Origin of the sequence: Pseudoalteromonas sp. 5Ae-yellow (assembly GCF_014077565.1) — a bacterium.
Taxonomy (GTDB): Bacteria; Pseudomonadota; Gammaproteobacteria; order Enterobacterales; family Alteromonadaceae; genus Pseudoalteromonas.
This window is the reverse complement of record NZ_JACGWD010000083.1, coordinates 1-17336: the sequence shown is the minus strand read 5'-3', so window position 1 is coordinate 17336 and position 17336 is coordinate 1. Positions and strand designations below refer to the sequence as shown.

Genomic DNA, 17336 nt, shown 5'->3' with positions numbered 1-17336 from the left:
GTCGTGTTGAAGCTGGTATCATCCGCATCAATGACGAAGTAGAAATTGTTGGTATCAATGATACAACTCGTTCTACTTGTACTGGTGTTGAAATGTTCCGTAAGCTTCTTGACGAAGGTCGTGCTGGCGAAAACATCGGCGCACTTCTACGTGGTACTAAGCGTGAAGACGTTGAACGTGGTCAAGTACTAGCTAAGCCTGGTTCAATCAACCCACATACTACATTCACTTCAGAAGTATACGTACTTTCTAAAGATGAAGGTGGTCGTCATACTCCATTCTTCAAAGGTTACCGTCCACAGTTCTACTTCCGTACAACTGACGTAACTGGTGACGTACAGTTACCAGAAGGCGTAGAAATGGTAATGCCTGGTGATAACATCAAGATGACAGTAACTCTAATCGCACCAATCGCGATGGATGAAGGTCTTCGTTTTGCTATCCGTGAAGGTGGTCGTACTGTAGGTGCTGGTGTTGTAGCAACTATCGTAGCGTAATTATTAGCCTAGCTAATTATTACCAAAAAGCCCGAGCTTAGTCTCGGGCTTTTTAATGTCTAAAATAAAGTACGATTTAAGATGCCGCTTTAACCTTAGGTGAAGATACTTGGTAACAATACTCAAAGTATCATTAGTGGTATTACTAAAAACCCGAGCTAAGCTCGGGTTTTGATAAGTTATGAATGTGCCATACTTAGCTGAAAACTATTCAATATTTTGGATCTGCTCATTGAGCAGCGGACTAGATCCTAACAAACTCAATGAGTTATCGAAAAGAAACCGCTCAAAAATGCCTGTTTGCCCACCACTTGCCTATGGCTTTTACTAAATCTTAGTGGTTAGCAATGGAAAAACAGTGTCGTTTTTATGCTGCTGTTAGAGCTAAAACATAGCAGTTTTGAAGGGCTTTATCGAGTAATTTTTTCAACACCTTATTTAATAATGGATACAATAATATCCACTTTCTGTTTTATTTCGCTATAATGGATATGACTGTATCCATTTGGCTTTTGCGGATGAAATTTACCTTACTTGATGATACCGATGTAAGCCACGCCTATGCGGCTTATTTACGTGAGTTACGAAAGCAGGCAAAGCTGTCACGAGCGGCGCTTGCTGAGCGAAGCTGCGTACCTGCGGCCACCATTAAGAAATTTGAGCTGACCGGGCAAATTTCATTTCGCCAATTGCTGTTGCTATGGCAGACCCTCGACTCGCTTGGGCGTTTGTACGAGCTCACGCAACCTAGCAAAGAACGCGCTGCTATACCCACGAGTATTGATGAGGTGTTAAAAGATGAGTTTTAACCCCATTCAAAAACTCGCCGTAACTCGTACGTTAAGCTCAGGTGAGCAGGTTGCTGTAGGGGTCTTGGCGCAGAATCGGCAAGGCGTTTTTTTTCAGTATGCAGACAGCTATTTGCAGCAGTTTGGCAACTTATCTCCTTTTACCTTGCATGCGAACGCGCAAGTTCAAGTCGCACCTAAGCAGCCACACCAAGGTGTACATGGCGTATTTGGAGATTGTTTGCCCGATGGCTGGGGCATGCTGTTACAAGATCGTATTTTCCGGCAACAAGGCATCCTGCCTAATCAATTAACGGCGATGGATAGACTGGCCTTTGTCGGTGATAAAGGCATGGGAGCATTGTCTTTTTCTCCGGTGTCTGAGTTTTCAGCCACCACGCACGCGGATATTGATTTAGCGACGTTAGGCTTAGAAGCACAAACGCTGTTCGATGCTTCGATGTCAGATTATATGGATGATAATCACGATGAGTTAGATGGGCATACGCAACAGGTGTTGGCCGCATTAGTCGCCGGAGGTAGTTCGGGGGGAGCAAGGCCCAAGGCGCAGATTTATATGCCTGCTGGGGGAACTCAACATTGTCGAACCTTCGCTCAGCCTGGAGATGAGGCTTGGCTGGTTAAGTTTACCTCTAAAAATCTCGCGCTCGGCCATGAAGAAGGTTTGTGTGAGGCGGTTTATTTACAAATGGCAGAAGTTGCTAAGTGTCAACCGCCACAATGGCAACTCATTGAAGCACCACCTACCAGCGGTGCGTCTGCCTGGTTGGCGCTTAAGCGTTTTGATTATGTCACTGAACAGGCCGACTTAGGCAGCAAGCGCAGTGCAGGTCGATTGCATATGCACAGCGCTTGCGGGCTGCTGGATGCAGACTTTCGAACGCCAAGTTTAGATTACATTGATTTAATCAAAGCCAGCCGTCAGTTGTGTAAATCGCCAGCGGCTGGACAACTGCAATTTCGCCGCGCCATTTTTAATCTGCTGTCGTCTAATCAAGACGACCACAGTAAAAACTGGGCGTTTTTGCAAGCGGATGACGGTCAATGGAACCCTGCCCCTTTTTACGATGTTACTTACAGCCCCCATCCATTCAACGAACACGCCACTGCATTCGGCGGTTATGGCAAAGCGCCACCGCTTAAGGTGATGCAAAAACTTGCTACCAGTGCTGGCTTTTCGAATTGGCATGATGCAAGGCAAGTCATTGAAGAAGTCGCAGAAGCCATCAGCCAATTTACGTATCTGGCACAGCAGCAAGGGATCAGTAAAACAACCGTATCTGCAATTGCTAAGACATTGGATCAGCGCAAACAGGAAAATGCAGCGCTTTTTCTACAACAATAAGAAGGGACAACAATGAAGCTCGGCCGAAACGATCCTTGCCATTGTGGCAGTGGTAAAAAATTTAAACGTTGTTGTATGAGCAGCGTTTCCAAGCAACATGCCCAAGTTTTCGATGATGTTGAAACCATGCTGGCAATGAACCCAAATTTGAGCCTTGATGAACTCAATGCCGCATTGCAACACAAAGTGCAAGATCGCAATAATCAGCCTCATCCCGATTTTTGTGGCGTGACGTCAACGCAAATGGCCAATTGGCTTTATGCGCCTTTTGATCAATTACAGTGGGTGACAATCAGCACTCCCGACTCTCTTTCTGCCAGCCCTGTGATTCGTTATCTAGCGCTCATTCTTGATGATGCCATGGCGCAAGAAGGCTCCTTCAAAGCCACAACTAAAGGCAACTTACCGACTAAATTAGTCAAACAGGCCAGTGAGTTATTGCCCGAATTTGCCGTTGCTCAATTCGAACGTAACATTAGTATCAGCGAGTTTGCGGGCAGCAACGAAGACAAGTTTAATGCTTTGCACTACACCCGAGTGCTTGCCGAAATTAGCGGTATTATTTATCGACGTAGCGGCCGCTACCATGTGAAAAAATCAGCGCAAAAGCAGTATCAGGTGTTAGGTATACAAGCATTTTTTAAACCTATGTTAGAGGCCGCCATCAGCAAATATAACTGGGGCTATTTGGACGGTTTTGAGTTTGATGCCGACTTGCGAACCTTTTGGCTGTTTATGCTGTGGCGTATTCAAAGCCACAGTAGTGTAGATCTGCTGGTTGAAGAGGTGAAAGTGGCTTTCCCAGATTTACTACAGGGTTTCCCAGTAGATGATTACTTCTCGCCGGAAAGAAACTTAAGCATACTCATCGAATCACGGTTTATTGAGCGATTTTTACAATTTTGGGGATTTGTGACCCTTGATCCAAGAAGTTTTTTAAACACGGAATCTGTTGGTAGGACGGTACAGGTACTGCCTTTATTGAAACAAACTTTTCAATTCACAATAAATACATAGCAAGGTCATCGTGAGCGAATATCAATACTATAAATTTGAGCGTCTGGATGGGTATTTAGATGCTAAAGCACGTCAAGCACTCAGGGCCATTTCAAGCCGTGCCGAGATCAGCGCTACGTCCTTTCAGGTGTATTACACCTACAGTGACTTAAAGGCAGAGCCTTTTGAGCTGATGTTAAAATACTTTGATATCGGTTTTTACTATGCCGATTGGGGCTCAATCGATGCCTACATCAAGCTACCAGCAGGAACGCTCCCTGACGCTTTACTTTGCTTTTCAAGTGATGGGCTTCATATTCACGAAAACGATGAGTGGCAGTTGCTGATTTTTTCCCTTGAGGAGTATGACGAATATTTTGACGATGAGCATGCCGACCAATTTTTCCAGCATTTAGCTGGGTTACGCAGCCGATTAATGCAAGGGGATTGGCGCCTTGTCTACTTTATGTGGCTAAAAATGTTTGATTTTAATGATGACGTTGAGCGAGTGCCGTTAATTCAATTCGATTTTGAGCACCTTAATGAAGAAGTGCGGGCGTTTGCAGCGCTGTATGATATTCCCTTAGCATTGGTTAAGGCACTCGCCATGGTGCTGAACGCACAACCCAGCCATCAAGCCAAACAAGCCCAGTTTCAGTTTGATACGTGGCTAAACAATCTCACGGAAGTTGAGAAAGACACGCTATTACGCGCGCTGTTTGAGCAAGGCCAGCTAACTCGCCACCAAGCCTTAGCGCTGACGCGAAAAGAACCTGCCAACATAGACGAAATCTATCAGTATTGGTTAACCCCCGAAGTAATTTCCCCTTTCATTGAGCAAGCCCAAAGCCAATTACAGCAAGAGCAAGCCGCAGCACTCGCAAAGAAAATGGCTATTGAAAAAGCAGAAAAAGAAAAAGCGTTGACGGATGTTTACAATCGGCGTGAGCACTACTGGCAGCAAGCACAAGAGCAAGCGGATCGCACTTGCGCCAGTGGTTATGATGCGGCATCACACTATTTGTATCAGCTGTTTGAGGCCTATCAGTTCAAAGCGGATGAAGCGGTGTTTGAACAACGTTTTAAGCGCTTTGTTGTGGCGAATAATAGCCGGAAAGCGCTGTTAAATCGTCTCAAAAGTCTACTTTTATAGGGCGTTCCGTTACGCCCCTTTGCGTAGCACAAACATGTGGTACCCAAACTCGCCTAGGTAGCGTTCATAAATCGCAATTTCTCGCTCGATATCTGCGATGGCGTTTGAATTTGGCATGCTTGCTTTTACTTCTGCCACTCGCGCTTTGAGTGGCTGATAGTAATCGTGCCATGCTTGTTCCCTTAAGGTGAAATGATCAATCACTTCAAAGCCTGCTTGGCGCATTTGGCCTAAGCGTTTTTCGATAGTTTGCATATCTGGGTATTCACCTTCCCAGAATGCGACCGCCTCTTGGCTTGGGTTATCGGTTAACCAGATCAAATCACTGACGACCATATAGCCACGATTAGTCAGTAGTTTACGCCACTGGGTTAACGCTTGCTCAACCCCCATTATGTAAGCTGAGCCTTCTGACCAGATGCAATCAAAGCTTTCAGGTGGAAAAGGCAGATCCGTCATGTTGGCGCAGCTTAAGGTAACGCGGGTATCTAACCTCTGCTCAGTGAGGCGTTCACCGAGTTCATCCAGCGCACTTTGCTCGTTATCCACTGCCACAATCTCGGCTTGGGTGTGCTTTGCCAATAACCGGGTTGAAAAGCCTTTGCCGCAGCCAATATCAATGATCTTGGTAGGTATTGTTGGCAGTGTGGACAATGCTTTTAGTGTATCGGCATCAGAACTCGGCCCCCAGCGTTCTAAGCGTTGGAATACCGTCATAAAATCGGCCATGTATTGATCGTGTTTGTTCATATCTTTTGATAACCATTTCAAATGCAGGGCTTGTTGTTCATTAAAGCCTTGCTGCTTTAACCACTCCAGATGGGCATCTGGTGCTAATTTATCGGTCTGTTGGTGCCAAAGACGCAGCGAACCTTCACCAACCATGACGGCAAGTAACGCGCGAGCTTGTTGCTTTTTAGCGATGTCTTCGTTCAGCTGCTGCAAGCGCTTTTCAAGTACAGAGCGCTGCACCTTGCTGTCCAAAAAGGATTTACATTCCTTAAGTGTTAAACCGCCCACTTGCAGTTGTTGCAACAAGCGCAACTGCTTAACATCTTTATCTGAATACAGTCGATAGCCGTTGGTTTGGCGAACACCCTGCAACAAACCTAGCTTCTCGTAGTAGAGCAAGGTTGACCGTGACAGCCCGACTTTTTCAGCTAACTCAGAAATGCGATACACAGATAAAACGTCCTTTCCGTTCTTTTTAATAATGGCGCGGCTGGCTCAAACAGACCAGAACACGAATGACGATAAACTATGAAGTTATAGACAGGTCAAATGTTGTTAGCAAAAAATATCGTTCAGTTTTGATTTGTTGAAAGCTTGAATACCGCATTCAGGTCTACAGATTGTTACCCATAAAGTCACTTTGTGTAGACCTCCAACCTCTGCATTCCCCCGTTCGGTAAAACGCATAGAGGACTCAACTTGCATTGCACACTTTTATGCGCAGAAAAGTGAGGAATTTTGCATTTTTCTGCGCATAAAAGTGTAAACGGGTTCTGGTTGAGTATAAATCAGCACCTTAATAGCTATCTTTCTTCTCTGAAGCTGACCTTGCTGGCCAAGTTTTAGTCATGTGGATATAGGCTACTGCTGCACTTATTTTTTATTCAGTAATTGGATGTCTTGCAGCTTTCTTCCTAGCTCGTCATCACGGGCGACCTTGGTTAGGTCGTCTAACAAGCCGAGGACTGCCAAAACCTTAACGTAGTGACCAAGTGAAACGGAAGGATCACCTTTTGATATTTTACGCAGTGTTGGCTTAGAAATCTCTGTCCTACTATGCATCATTTCTTGAGTAATGCCGCGTCTCTTCATCGCCAATGTTAAGTTTTCTCCCAAGATGTTTAACATCTTCCTTTGTCTAGGGAATATGACCGCAGTGCGTTTTGATTTTGGCTCGACAGTATCCATAATGAAACTATATTTTCTTAAATCTTAATTTAGTGAAATTATAGTTTCACTTTTATCTTCAAGTTGTAAAGAAATAAATTGCCATCTCTCGAAGTAAAGTGAGCCAAGATCTGAACAGGTCATGTCGATTTTTTACTGTTTTTTCGACATAAGTTTTTTATATGTCGATACACTCGACATATAAACTCTTAATCCAAACGACTCACCGATACAGGGGTATGAGTAGGGCGCTTCAAAGCAGTACGCTATTCTTTGGGCTTCTGGGGCAGTCTGGGCAAAGCCTTAATTCACGCCACTTAGCAATACGCTAACCCTGCCCACAGGGTATTTATGACTTGGGACATTATGTCAATTCTGGGGCAGCTAGCTACCTATACCCTCAGAAAGCTGCACGATCTGGGCATTTATCTGCCTACTGCGTCCGTTTAACTCTTTAATAATAGCGGGGCAAACTCCTAAGAGAACTTAACAGATCAGTGAGGCTTATTTTGGAAAAAATAGAAACGATGAACCCAACTACACAATCACCCACAAACTCAGCACACCCAGCGCGTCAGCAGCGGATTTTGCGCTTGCCAGAGGTCAAGGCCAAAACCGGCTTTGGCCGTAGCACCATTTATGCCTTGATGGCCAACGGAGAATTCCCCCGTTCCATTCGTATTGGTGCGCGTGCCGTGGGCTGGTTAGAAAGCGATATCGACCAGTGGATTGAAACCCGCCGTATCGGTGCTGCTTATGGCCGTGGATAAACCATCAGCATCAACCCCGTTACCTGCCAGTGATATGCATAGCAACGCACCAACATTACCGGCTGGTTTTGCCTATAACGCGCAAAACTGGCTGGTGATGCAACCGGCTGGGCAAGATAGCCCCGTTAAAATCTGCTCTTGGCTGCAAGTGGCCGCCCGTACTCGCGATCCGCAAGGGGATAACTACGGCTATTTATTGCACTGGTTAGACGATGACAATCGCCATCGCTACTGGGCCATGCCCGCAGAACTATTGGCCGGAGACGGCAGCGAGTACCGCCGGATATTACTCAGCAGAGGCATGCGGCTAAGTAACAGTGTCAAAGCGCGGCAGTTGCTCTCCCTGTTTATTCAACAAATGGGTGAACTGGCCACGCAAAAGGCCATTAGCGTGAACTGCATTGGCTTGCATCACCACGCTTATGTGCATCCGCGCCTCACCTTTTACCCAAGCGAACACAGCAACAACCCGCGCATGGTGCTGCAAACCATGCACCCGATAGAAGGCTTTATTCAACAAGGCAGTAGCGACAGTTGGCGGCAGCACGTTGGCCGTTATTGTCTGGATAACCCGCTATTAATCGTTAGTGTTTGCGCTGCACTGGCTGCGCCTTTGTTGCATATGTGTGGGGTGGATGGTTTTGGTTTACACCTCTACGGTGCTAGCAGTACCGGTAAAACTGCAGCGCTGTATCCGGCATTATCGGTGTGGGGCGAGCCTAATCAGCTGCGCCACAGTTGGCGTGCCACGGCCAACGGTTTAGAAGGCACTGCGTTAGCCCATAACGATGCCTTACTGGCGCTCGATGAAATGGGCGAAGTTGACCCAAAAGAGGCGGGCGATGTCGCTTATATGCTTGCCAATGGCCAAGGTAAAACTCGAGCAGGCAAATACGGTGAAATGCGTTTACCCGCCCGTTGGCGTTTGGTGTTTTTATCCACTGGCGAAGTGACGCTCGAAAGCCATCTGGCCAGTATCGGCAAGCGTGTAAAAGCCGGCCAGCAAGTGCGCGTGATTGATCTCAGTGCCGATGCCGGAGCGCAAATGGGCTAATTTCCCCGTTTGGCGTTTCGATCCAAAAGCCAAACGGATAGTGGTTTTGGCGTATGGGTATAAAAGTATGAGGAAGTGTTCAACGAAGAGCGGCTTGCTAATTTGACTTGGGATTTGATGGAGAGGCGTCTTCCAACTTGAGTGCAGGTTGCTGGTTACTGTTACCATCAAAGTACTCGAGGGCGTACCCCATTGCTTTGTAGCTTTTCTCACGTTTTTTAAACATGCGTTGCAGCATAGGCAGAGCGCAGTCCACATAGTCGTGAATGGTGACTTGTGTTTTTCCTTCCGATTCACGATGAATACGACCGGCATATTGGGCCAATGTACCTTTCCATGCGATGGGCATGGCCAAAAACAACGTATCCAGTCTTGGCAGGTCAAATCCTTCGCCTACATATTTTCCTGTTGCGACGACAACTTGAGCCGATTGAAGATGATTGTCAGCGTTCTTGCGTTCCGCAGCTTTCATGGCGCCTTTAAGTACGACAGTGCTTATACCCATCTCGGTAAGTCGTGAGTGTATGTACTCTGTGTGCTCTCTACGCTCTGTAAGGACTAACGGATGTCCGCCATTTTGAACACACTGAGAGGCGTCTGAGACGATTTTTGACGTGCGCTGTTGGTTATCGACGAGCCAGCGGTAGGCATCGCTTATTTTTGGGCGCTCATCTGTTTTTATTAGCGCAGCTGGCGGTATATCGTAGAGCTGATGAATCATCACGGTTTGAGTAAATTGCTCATCAGGGCTTTGTTTCACTTTGTAGCGAATTGGCCCTGCTGTCATAAAAATGATCTTTTGATGACCATCTTGTCGCTCTGGTGTTGCTGTTAGGCCCAATACATATTTTGCTCTTACCTCGTTGAGTACCATTTCAAACCTAGGCGCAGATAGATGGTGGCATTCGTCAACAATAATGTGGCCGTAGTCTTGGATGAGAGGCGTGATGGAATTGTCTTTTTTATTAACCAAACTTTGGTAGGTGGCAATGTCGATAATGCCACTCGGCTTTCTTTTGCCACCGCCTATACTGCCAATGGTTACTTCGGGTAGGAACGTGCGCAAGCGCTCTTGCCACTGTTCAAGCAGTTGTCGGCTATGAACCAGTATGAGGGTATTTACTTTACGTTTTACGATCATACCAATGGCAGTAACCGTTTTTCCAAATGCGGTGGGCGCATGCAAAATACCGAAGTCGTGTTTAGATATTGCGGCCACTGCGTCACGCTGGTTCTTTCGCAAAGTGAACTCGGGGCTATGTTTCAATAATGGTTTGCCGGTTTCACGCTTATCGTCAAATAGTGGCGAAATGTTTTGCTCTTGTAGCAAAGCAATCGCGTCATCGAGACAGCCTCGCGGTAGTGCGAGATAACCATTTTCGATACGAGCACAAGAAATAAACCTTGGAATGCCATGGGTTGAAAAACGCAACGCTTGTGTTTTAAAAAACACAGGATTAGAAAAACTAGCTAATCGCTTGAGTCCTGCCAGTAGTGGCCCAGGTAACTCGCTCATCAAAAAGTAGATATGGTTGGCCAAGGTAATGGTCACGTTTTTTGGCAAAGACTCTAATTTTATTGGTGCGGCTTTGGCTGTGATTTCCCAAGGTGGGCGGTTGTCTGTTAGCCCCTGTTCGGATAGTAATAGGGTGTTGGGTGAAATGGTTGTTATGAGTTGGTCAATACTCGACTGAGTGAGTGTTTTAAGCCCAGCAAGATACTGCCATTGATCATCGATGGCATTCAGATCACTGTCAACAAAGCAACTACGGCCTGAAAGGCGAGCCTCCTTTTGAAGTGGTAGCGCAATGAGATTGCCAAACCCGCCTTCAGGAAGGACATCTTGGTTAGGAAAGAGCCTGTCATAGGAGCCAAACGATAGATTAGGAAATATTTCCATGGCTTTATCAAGCAAAGCGAAACCCAGTGCCCGAGCTTGGTTCGCTGGGATATTGGTTTCAAAAAAGATCCATAAGTGCGCCCCGTTGCCAGAACGCGAGATTTCTATCGCGTGAGGAATATCAAACGCTTGGCACGCTTTAGACATTGCTTTGACTTCTTCTTGCCAACAGCCTTTGTCAAAATCGGCGGCTAACAAATAGCACGTATTATCTTTCAGTAAGGGATACAGCCCCACTACTTGATGACCGGCAAGGTGCCTGTAAATAATGTGCTCGTTTAGTTCGCTAAACTTTCGGTGTGAACAGTCTTGGCATTTAATGCGGGGTTTGTTGCAAACCCCGTTTACCCATTCATTATCACAGGCTACGGAATAGCCACTGCGGCCCTGTTGATTTTGCCAACGATTTGCAAAGATATCCTCTCTTCCACGAAATCGTTGTCTGAATAGGGCGACCTTTGTTCTGGCGTGAATGCCTGTACTGAACGCTCGATTTGAGCGCTACGCAAAGCCTCTCTCAATGCGAGAAGCTGCTGCTTTTCATTTTCAAGCTCAGCTAGCCTGTTATCAATAGCAGAAATGTTTGGGTAGCGAGCGTCATTCATAACAAACTAATTTTGATTCGCAGCGCTATGAAGCGCGAACTTGCGGTGGCTTGATCAGCGACTCGGCTGGAATACCTAGCCCTTCATGAAGTTTCCAAATCATTTTTAGCGTGAGTGATCGCTTATGGTTTAGGATTTCATAAACACGATTGCTTTTACCTATCATGGGTTCAAGATCTTTAACGGTTAAGCCTTTGCTCTCCATCTCAAACTTTATTGCCTCAACAGGGTCTGGCAAATCCATTGGAAAATGCTTTGCTTCGTAGGCCTCGACTAACGTAACCAAAATGTCCAGCTTTTCGCCTTCGACGGTATCAGGCTCCGCCATCATTAGGTTTTCGATGTCGTTTAATGCCGCGCGGTAGTCGGCATCTGTTTTAATAGGTCTGATGTCCATTATATTTACCTCTTGTTACTACCTTTTGGCTTCAAATCGTTTGTACATCAATTTTATCGTATTGCGCATGGCTGCCGATAAACCGTATGTAAACCACTTTGTAGGCATAATTGATCCAAACAACTAACCGGTATTTATTACCGGCAATGTTAAACACGACACGCCCATCTTTGAGGATGCTGGCATTTCTAAAGTCCTGTTTCACATCCGCCGGTGCTCCCCAATCAGCGTTTAATGCATGCCTATACCACGCTAACGTTGGCTCTTTAGCGTCAATGTATTCTGAGCTGTCTTCCCAAAATGTTTTTAAGGTTGATAGTGCGATAATTCTCATAAATAGATGTTAGTCCCAATTTGGGACTTTTGCAAGTTTGGTATTCTTGATGCGGTTAGGAGTTGTTACCGCATCCCCAATTGCCCCATTCCTTGGGGCGGTTCAAATCCCTCTTATTCACCTTCTAAAGCCTGTGGTATCAAATGTTGCCCCATTGTCCCAACTGCCCACAGTAAGTGAGCAGTTGGCTGTCTTGTTAGTTTCGCCTGATTGACTTTTTTGGCATACGGCTGCGTTTGCCATCGAAGAACGCCAATACTCTGAACCAATAGAGTGATTCTTCATAACCTAGGCTGTACGTTGGGCGTGCAGGCGGGATGAGTCCTAGTTTACGTCCTAGGCTGACAATCACGTAGAACGTGAGTTTTAACGTCAGCCAAGGAGCGAGTACCACGAATACCATCAGGCAATGCCGGGTAAGTGCGTAGCCTATGCCATGAGGTTGTTCGAGTAAGGCAATGCCAATACACCAACCAAGGCCTGCCAGCATGGCTATTGGAAAGGTAATGGGGGCGAGTCGCATCATCAGTTGCATGTTAACGCCCTCCTGTGTGGTGTTGTGAAGCGGGCTCAAAGTTCACCAGCGGTTCAACCACATCAGCTACGGTTTAGTGGGCAATACGGCGCTCTTCAAAGTAATCGTGTCGGTCGTAGATACCCTCAACGCTTTTAGCTTATGGTTAAGACAGCGTTCGGCCACGTTGCCTGCAATGCCTAAAGATGCAGCAAGACTGCGAAAGGTGCGGCGTAAATCGTGTACGGTAAAGTGTTCGAGTTTACCCATTTTATTGGGTGGCTGTTTTTTGCGCCCAGGCTCGCGACCAAAGAGTTTAGAAATGGCCCGGTTTAGCGTATCTGGCCCCATATGTGGACGATGGCTTGCTCGTCTGGCCGGGAAAACATAAGGCGAGCCACAAGCGCGGATTTGCAGCTCGTTAAACCAAGCAATGGCTTGGCGCGGTAAGGGGATGCTGATTGGCACGCCGGTTTTGCTGCGTTCTTTGGGTAGATCCCACACGCCCGTGGTTAAATCCATTTCACGCCACATGGCTTCGCACAGTTCGCTTTTGCGCACGCCCAACACCAAAAACAGGCAGCAAGCGAGGTAGTTGTCGCGGCCAAAGCTATTGATATGGGTATGAAACACGCTAAAGGCGTAGTGAATTTCCTCTTTGCTAAGCATCCTGTCTTTACTGGACTCCACGCCACCGGCATCGTCCACGGTAAATGCTGCGGCTGGGTTGTTCAGCGTTAAGTCGAGCTTTATCGCATGCCGAAACAGCTGCTTCATGTACATCAAGGTATCGTTGGCAATGGTAGGGCGGTTACTTTCTCGAATACGCTCTAATACTTCGCGCACGTCTCGTGCGGTCACCTCAGCAATACACTTAATGCCAATGACAGGGCTTATGTCTTTGGTGTAAACCCGATACGGAATCTTGGGATGCTTTAGTCGTCTACTCAGATCGGTTCGATACCAGTCATGGAACAGTTGATCCACGGTTTCAATGTCAGGTAACTCGATTTTCTGTTTTTCTAGAAGAGGATCTATGCCGTCACGTACTTCCTTTCGAAAGTATGCGGCGGCAATTCTGGCGTCTGCCAACGACATTAAAGGAAATTGCCCCAAGGTTGCTTCTCGTCTTCCTTTGGCTGTGGTGTAGCGGATCATCCAGTAAGGCGAGCCTTGTTTGCGGACGCAAAAGTATAGACCTTCACCATCTGAATATTTTTTTGGGTCGGCTTTGCTGTATGCAATAACCTGTTTTGCTGTGAGTTTTCCCATGTTTATTCCATAGTTGCTGAAATAATGGAGGGGGCAATAATGGCTGCCCACCACCGATTTGCTTATTGAATCAGCAGCTAACCTGTTGTGGTGGCGAGTTAAATGCGAAAATTGGGTAACTTACTGCCCACCAATTTGCTCACCGCAAAACGCTTATTGAGCCAAAATGAGGGGGCTGCCCACCATTCTGCCCACCACTAAACAGGTAGTTGGTAACGGATATCTGCAAACCAATTTGGACGGGAAAAATAAAAAAGCCCTGTATTTACAAGTAAATAACAGGGCTTCTAAGACATTCTTGGACGGGTAACTTTCTACCCAGGAACCTATTCGATGTTTTGAATTTGCTCACGCATTTGCTCAATTAGTACTTTTAGCTCTACGGCTGCAGTAGTGATGTCACTATTGATAGACTTAGACGCTAGCGTGTTAGCTTCACGATTAAATTCTTGCATCATAAAATCTAAGCGGCGGCCACATGCGCCTCCTTTTTTAAGGATTTTTTTAGTTTCTTTAACGTGAGACTTTAAGCGATCTAGTTCTTCAGCTACATCTTGTTTTTGAGCAAGATAAATAAGTTCTTGTTCAAGGCGTGACTCGTCAATGTTTGCTGCTAAGTCTTCTAGCTTTTGAGCAAGTTTTTCACGCTGCCATTTAGCAATCTCAGGCATATGCGTTTCTACAATTTCTACTTGCTCTAGAATTGCATCAAGGCGTATTGCTATCATTTCTTCAAGGTTTGCACCTTCATCGCCACGTGCAGATTTAAAATCTTCGATTACTTGATCAAGACCAGCTATTAATGCTGTATTAACGCTATCCATATCAAGCTCTTCTGCTTCCATAACACCAGGCCAACGCAATATATCAACAGGATTAATATCGCCATTACTTTGTTGTTGAACCCATTTAGCGCTATTTATTAGTTGTTCAGCAAGTGCTTGGTTAATTGATAGCTCACCAACATGGGCTGGATTTGCTACAAACTTTAAAAAGACCTCAACTTTACCGCGTTGTAAGTGTTTGCGTAAACGCTCACGAATAACTGGCTCCATGCCACGAAATTGCTCTGGTGCGCGAATAAATGTTTCAAGGTAACGCTGGTTCACTGAACGAACTTCCCAAGTGCCAGTTCCCCAATCGCCTTTTATTTCGCGACGCGCATAAGCTGTCATACTGTGGATCATGGATATTTTCCTAAATTAATAAATACAATATTACGATGATTATACCGTAACACTGCTTAAGCTCTAGGGAAAATTTAATACACTGAATATTTTGCATACAGCTATTTATTTAAATCAGCATGGTATCTATACCCACATACACTTATAATGTCGCAAATTCTGAATTAAGAGGATCGTCAATGCGTCCAAGCGAAAGAACACCTAACCAAATTAGACCTGTTACATTTACACGTAATTATACTTTGCATGCTGAAGGCTCAGTACTTGTTGAGTTTGGTAACACCAAAGTACTTTGTACAGCTACTGTTGAATCGGGCGTTCCTCGTTTCATGAAAGGTCAGGGTAAAGGTTGGATCAATGCTGAATACGGTATGTTACCGCGAGCAACGCATACGCGTAATGCTCGAGAAGCTGCACGTGGTAAGCAGGGCGGTCGTACTATGGAAATTCAGCGCTTAATTGCACGTGCACTTCGTGCTGCTGTTGACTTAAAAGCACTTGGCGAAAACACAATTACCATTGACTGTGACGTTATTCAAGCTGACGGCGGTACACGTACTGCTTCTATAAGTGGTGCATGTGTTGCACTTGTTGATGCACTAACACATATGCGTGCAAAAGGTATGATTAATTCAAACCCACTTAAACATATGATTGCAGCTATTTCAGTTGGTATTTACAAAGGCCAAGCAATTAGCGATTTAGAATACATTGAAGATTCAGCAGCAGAGACTGATATGAACGTAATTTTAACCGAAACAGGTAAAATTATTGAAATTCAAGGTACAGCTGAAGGCGAACCTTTCTCGTTTGATGAGCTAGATGAGTTACTTACTTTAGCTAAACATTCTATTCGCGAAATTATTGACGTACAAAAGCAAGCATTAGCATAAATAGGTAGGCCACAAGATATGAAAGATTATCAAAAAGAGTTTATAGAATTTGCTCTAGAGAAGCAGGTGTTAAAATTTGGTGAGTTTACATTAAAGTCTGGACGCACAAGTCCTTACTTTTTTAATGCTGGTTTGTTTAATACTGGTCGAGACTTAGCGCGTTTAGGTCGCTTTTATGCATCGGCACTCGAAGATTCTGCTATAGAGTACGATGTATTATTTGGTCCTGCGTACAAAGGTATTCCAATAGCGACAACAACAGCGGTTGCCTTAGCGGATCATCATGATAAAGATGTACCTTACTGTTTTAATCGTAAAGAGAAAAAAGCACACGGTGAAGGCGGCACATTAGTAGGCTCAGAACTCAATGGCAAAATTATGCTAGTTGACGATGTAATTACTGCAGGTACTGCGATTCGTGAGTCGATGGAAATCATTGCACAAAATGGTGCTGACCTTAGTGGTGTTTTAATTGCGTTAGATCGCCAAGAAAAGGGTAAAGCTGAATTATCAGCTATTCAAGAAGTTGAGCGCGACTTTAATACCAAAGTCATCTCTATTGTAAAATTAGCTGATCTTATCAGTTACCTTGAAAGCCAAGGCACAATGGATGAGCATTTAGCCTCAGTTAAAGCTTACCGTGATCAATACGGCGTAGCATAAATAAAAAGCCTCGCAGTGCGGGGCTTTATTTTGACCTTCATTCATAGAGTTTATTAATGAAAGATGTATTAAAACCGAATGGCTTAGGCCTCAAGCGTGTTTTCAAAGCAACCTATTGCTCTTACCTTGGCTTTAAAGCAGCATTTAAAGAAGAAGTCGCATTTAGACAAGAGCTACTCCTATGCATTATTTTGTTACCACTATCATTTTGGTTAGCTTCGTCATTACTTCATTGGGCACTACTTGTTAGTACGCTACTGATCATGCTTATAGTCGAATTATTAAACTCCGCAATTGAAGCCCTAACCGATCGGGTAAGCACAGAGCGGCATGTATTATCAGGTAGAGCCAAAGATATGGGATCTGCAGCAGTAACACTTGCATTGTCGATCGTCGTGATCATCTGGGGCATTAGCCTTTATATAAAGATCGTTTAACCCTACTTTTAAATATGAGAAGGTATAAAAATATTTTTAGTTGTTAATAGCTTGCTAGTTATGTTGTATTTTTAACGTGTTTAGCTCAAATACTCAGCGAACAGCAGTTTATTTCAAGTTTTCTTTAAAAAACAGTTGATCTGTTTTCGGATCTCCCTATAATGCGACCCCACTGAGAAGGGAAACACCGATGCATAGCAAGACAGCAACTACTCAGAGAGTTAAATAAAACTTCGGTTTTAAATCTTCCAAAAAGAAAGTTTAAAACAAAGTGTTGACTCGAAAAATAAAGGATGTATTATACGCATCCCTTGAGACGCTAAAGCGACTCAAAACGTTCTTTAACAATATAAAGCAATCATCTGTGTGGGCACTCGTACAGATTGAGTTCTAACAGCCAACCTACTTCGGTAGCGAGGCAAACAAATTAGAGTCTCAATTGAAACTGAGTGACCATATGTTATTAAAAGATTCAGCCTTGAGTTGTTTTGATTTTACTTTTTTAAAAGTGAAAATAATAACGCACAGTCAATTCGTTTTTGGCAACAAAAACAAAAATTCAGAATTCATTGAGCTGTCGAAAGACATAAAACTTTTTAATTGAAGAGTTT

The 17336-nt window shown here is 44.9% G+C and carries 16 protein-coding genes and 2 pseudogenes; 10 read left to right on the top strand and 8 right to left on the bottom strand.

Annotated features, from left to right (window positions below; genetic code table 11):
- From H4J63_RS17440 to H4J63_RS17420, 5 genes are all read left to right on the top strand, one after another.
- Positions 1-497: EF-Tu/IF-2/RF-3 family GTPase (locus tag H4J63_RS17440; protein ID WP_259365814.1), on the top strand; the 497-nt coding region annotated here is incomplete at its 5' end.
- Between the two features lie 518 nt (positions 498-1015).
- The gene (locus H4J63_RS17435; protein ID WP_012520203.1) at positions 1016-1306 is read left to right on the top strand and encodes a helix-turn-helix transcriptional regulator; all 291 of its coding nucleotides are present in this window, start codon (positions 1016-1018) and stop codon (positions 1304-1306) included.
- Positions 1296-2651, top strand: a complete 1356-nt coding sequence (locus tag H4J63_RS17430; protein WP_182197749.1) for a type II toxin-antitoxin system HipA family toxin — start codon at positions 1296-1298, stop codon at positions 2649-2651. Before H4J63_RS17435 ends, H4J63_RS17430 begins: the two co-directional genes overlap by 11 nt.
- A 12-nt stretch (positions 2652-2663) precedes the next feature.
- The gene (locus H4J63_RS17425) at positions 2664-3668 is read left to right on the top strand and encodes a YecA family protein (RefSeq protein ID WP_182197747.1); all 1005 of its coding nucleotides are present in this window, start codon (positions 2664-2666) and stop codon (positions 3666-3668) included.
- A 10-nt stretch (positions 3669-3678) separates the two neighbouring features.
- Positions 3679-4800 carry a hypothetical protein gene (locus H4J63_RS17420; RefSeq protein WP_182197745.1) on the top strand — a complete coding sequence of 374 codons (1122 nt, stop codon included), beginning with the start codon at positions 3679-3681 and terminating at the stop codon, positions 4798-4800.
- A 9-nt stretch (positions 4801-4809) separates the two neighbouring features.
- On the opposite strand, the gene H4J63_RS17415 is transcribed toward H4J63_RS17420, so the two are convergent.
- Positions 4810-5982 (bottom strand): methyltransferase domain-containing protein, encoded by a 1173-nt coding sequence (locus tag H4J63_RS17415; protein ID WP_182197742.1) that lies wholly within the window; start codon positions 5980-5982, stop codon positions 4810-4812.
- A gap of 423 nt (positions 5983-6405) precedes the next feature.
- Positions 6406-6660, bottom strand: a complete 255-nt coding sequence (locus H4J63_RS17410) for a helix-turn-helix transcriptional regulator (RefSeq protein WP_220467239.1) — start codon at positions 6658-6660, stop codon at positions 6406-6408.
- A 566-nt stretch (positions 6661-7226) separates the two neighbouring features.
- On the opposite strand from H4J63_RS17410, the gene H4J63_RS17405 reads away from it, so the two are divergent.
- On the top strand, positions 7227-7469 hold the full coding sequence (locus H4J63_RS17405; protein WP_182197750.1) for an AlpA family transcriptional regulator: 243 nt from the start codon (positions 7227-7229) through the stop codon (positions 7467-7469).
- A pseudogene (locus H4J63_RS17400) lies at positions 7456-8520 on the top strand (DUF927 domain-containing protein); the annotation flags it as partial. The gene H4J63_RS17405 and the pseudogene H4J63_RS17400, both read left to right, overlap by 14 nt.
- A gap of 100 nt (positions 8521-8620) precedes the next feature.
- On the opposite strand, the pseudogene H4J63_RS17395 reads toward H4J63_RS17400, so the two are convergent.
- The 6 genes and pseudogenes from H4J63_RS17395 to H4J63_RS17370 all read right to left on the bottom strand — a co-directional run bounded on the left by H4J63_RS17395 (position 8621) and on the right by H4J63_RS17370 (position 14732).
- Positions 8621-11028, bottom strand: a pseudogene (locus H4J63_RS17395) (TOTE conflict system archaeo-eukaryotic primase domain-containing protein).
- Positions 11029-11053: 25 nt separating this feature from the next.
- Complete coding sequence (locus H4J63_RS17390) at positions 11054-11425, bottom strand: type II toxin-antitoxin system HigA family antitoxin (RefSeq protein WP_024603719.1); 372 nt, start codon at positions 11423-11425, stop codon at positions 11054-11056.
- A 31-nt stretch (positions 11426-11456) separates the two neighbouring features.
- Complete coding sequence (locus H4J63_RS17385; protein WP_024603720.1) at positions 11457-11759, bottom strand: type II toxin-antitoxin system HigB family toxin; 303 nt, start codon at positions 11757-11759, stop codon at positions 11457-11459.
- 196 nt (positions 11760-11955) lie between these two features.
- Entirely contained in the window at positions 11956-12294 is a 339-nt protein-coding gene (locus tag H4J63_RS17380) for a hypothetical protein (protein WP_024603721.1), read from the bottom strand.
- Between the two features lie 66 nt (positions 12295-12360).
- Entirely contained in the window at positions 12361-13545 is a 1185-nt protein-coding gene (locus H4J63_RS17375) for a site-specific integrase (protein WP_220467238.1), read from the bottom strand.
- 326 nt (positions 13546-13871) lie between these two features.
- Complete coding sequence (locus H4J63_RS17370) at positions 13872-14732, bottom strand: YicC/YloC family endoribonuclease (RefSeq protein WP_138488390.1); 861 nt, start codon at positions 14730-14732, stop codon at positions 13872-13874.
- Positions 14733-14911: 179 nt separating this feature from the next.
- Here H4J63_RS17370 and rph point away from each other — a divergent pair, with 179 nt between their 5' ends.
- Genes rph through H4J63_RS17355 form a run of 3 tightly spaced genes read left to right on the top strand, consistent with a single transcriptional unit; the run spans position 14912 to position 16725 of the window.
- On the top strand, positions 14912-15625 hold the full coding sequence (rph, locus tag H4J63_RS17365) for a ribonuclease PH (RefSeq protein ID WP_002958890.1): 714 nt from the start codon (positions 14912-14914) through the stop codon (positions 15623-15625).
- A gap of 18 nt (positions 15626-15643) precedes the next feature.
- Entirely contained in the window at positions 15644-16288 is a 645-nt protein-coding gene (gene pyrE, locus H4J63_RS17360; RefSeq protein WP_002958891.1) for an orotate phosphoribosyltransferase, read from the top strand.
- Positions 16289-16344: 56 nt separating this feature from the next.
- Entirely contained in the window at positions 16345-16725 is a 381-nt protein-coding gene (locus H4J63_RS17355) for a diacylglycerol kinase (protein ID WP_182197739.1), read from the top strand.
- Positions 16726-17336 lie beyond the last annotated feature (611 nt).

Bases quoted from the DNA above. Each gene is read 5' to 3' on its own strand.
- H4J63_RS17435 (WP_012520203.1), top strand. From the start codon at position 1,016: ATGAAATTTACCTTACTTGATGATACCGATGTAAGCCACGCCTATGCG.
- H4J63_RS17430 (WP_182197749.1), top strand. From the start codon at position 1,296: ATGAGTTTTAACCCCATTCAAAAACTCGCCGTAACTCGTACGTTAAGC.
- H4J63_RS17425 (WP_182197747.1), top strand. From the start codon at position 2,664: ATGAAGCTCGGCCGAAACGATCCTTGCCATTGTGGCAGTGGTAAAAAA.
- H4J63_RS17410 (WP_220467239.1), bottom strand. From the start codon at position 6,660: ATGTTAAACATCTTGGGAGAAAACTTAACATTGGCGATGAAGAGACGC.
- H4J63_RS17405 (WP_182197750.1), top strand. From the start codon at position 7,227: ATGAACCCAACTACACAATCACCCACAAACTCAGCACACCCAGCGCGT.
- H4J63_RS17390 (WP_024603719.1), bottom strand. From the start codon at position 11,425: ATGGACATCAGACCTATTAAAACAGATGCCGACTACCGCGCGGCATTA.
- H4J63_RS17385 (WP_024603720.1), bottom strand. From the start codon at position 11,759: ATGAGAATTATCGCACTATCAACCTTAAAAACATTTTGGGAAGACAGC.
- H4J63_RS17380 (WP_024603721.1), bottom strand. From the start codon at position 12,294: ATGCAACTGATGATGCGACTCGCCCCCATTACCTTTCCAATAGCCATG.
- H4J63_RS17375 (WP_220467238.1), bottom strand. From the start codon at position 13,545: ATGGGAAAACTCACAGCAAAACAGGTTATTGCATACAGCAAAGCCGAC.
- H4J63_RS17370 (WP_138488390.1), bottom strand. From the start codon at position 14,732: ATGATCCACAGTATGACAGCTTATGCGCGTCGCGAAATAAAAGGCGAT.
- rph (WP_002958890.1), top strand. From the start codon at position 14,912: ATGCGTCCAAGCGAAAGAACACCTAACCAAATTAGACCTGTTACATTT.
- pyrE (WP_002958891.1), top strand. From the start codon at position 15,644: ATGAAAGATTATCAAAAAGAGTTTATAGAATTTGCTCTAGAGAAGCAG.
- H4J63_RS17355 (WP_182197739.1), top strand. From the start codon at position 16,345: ATGAAAGATGTATTAAAACCGAATGGCTTAGGCCTCAAGCGTGTTTTC.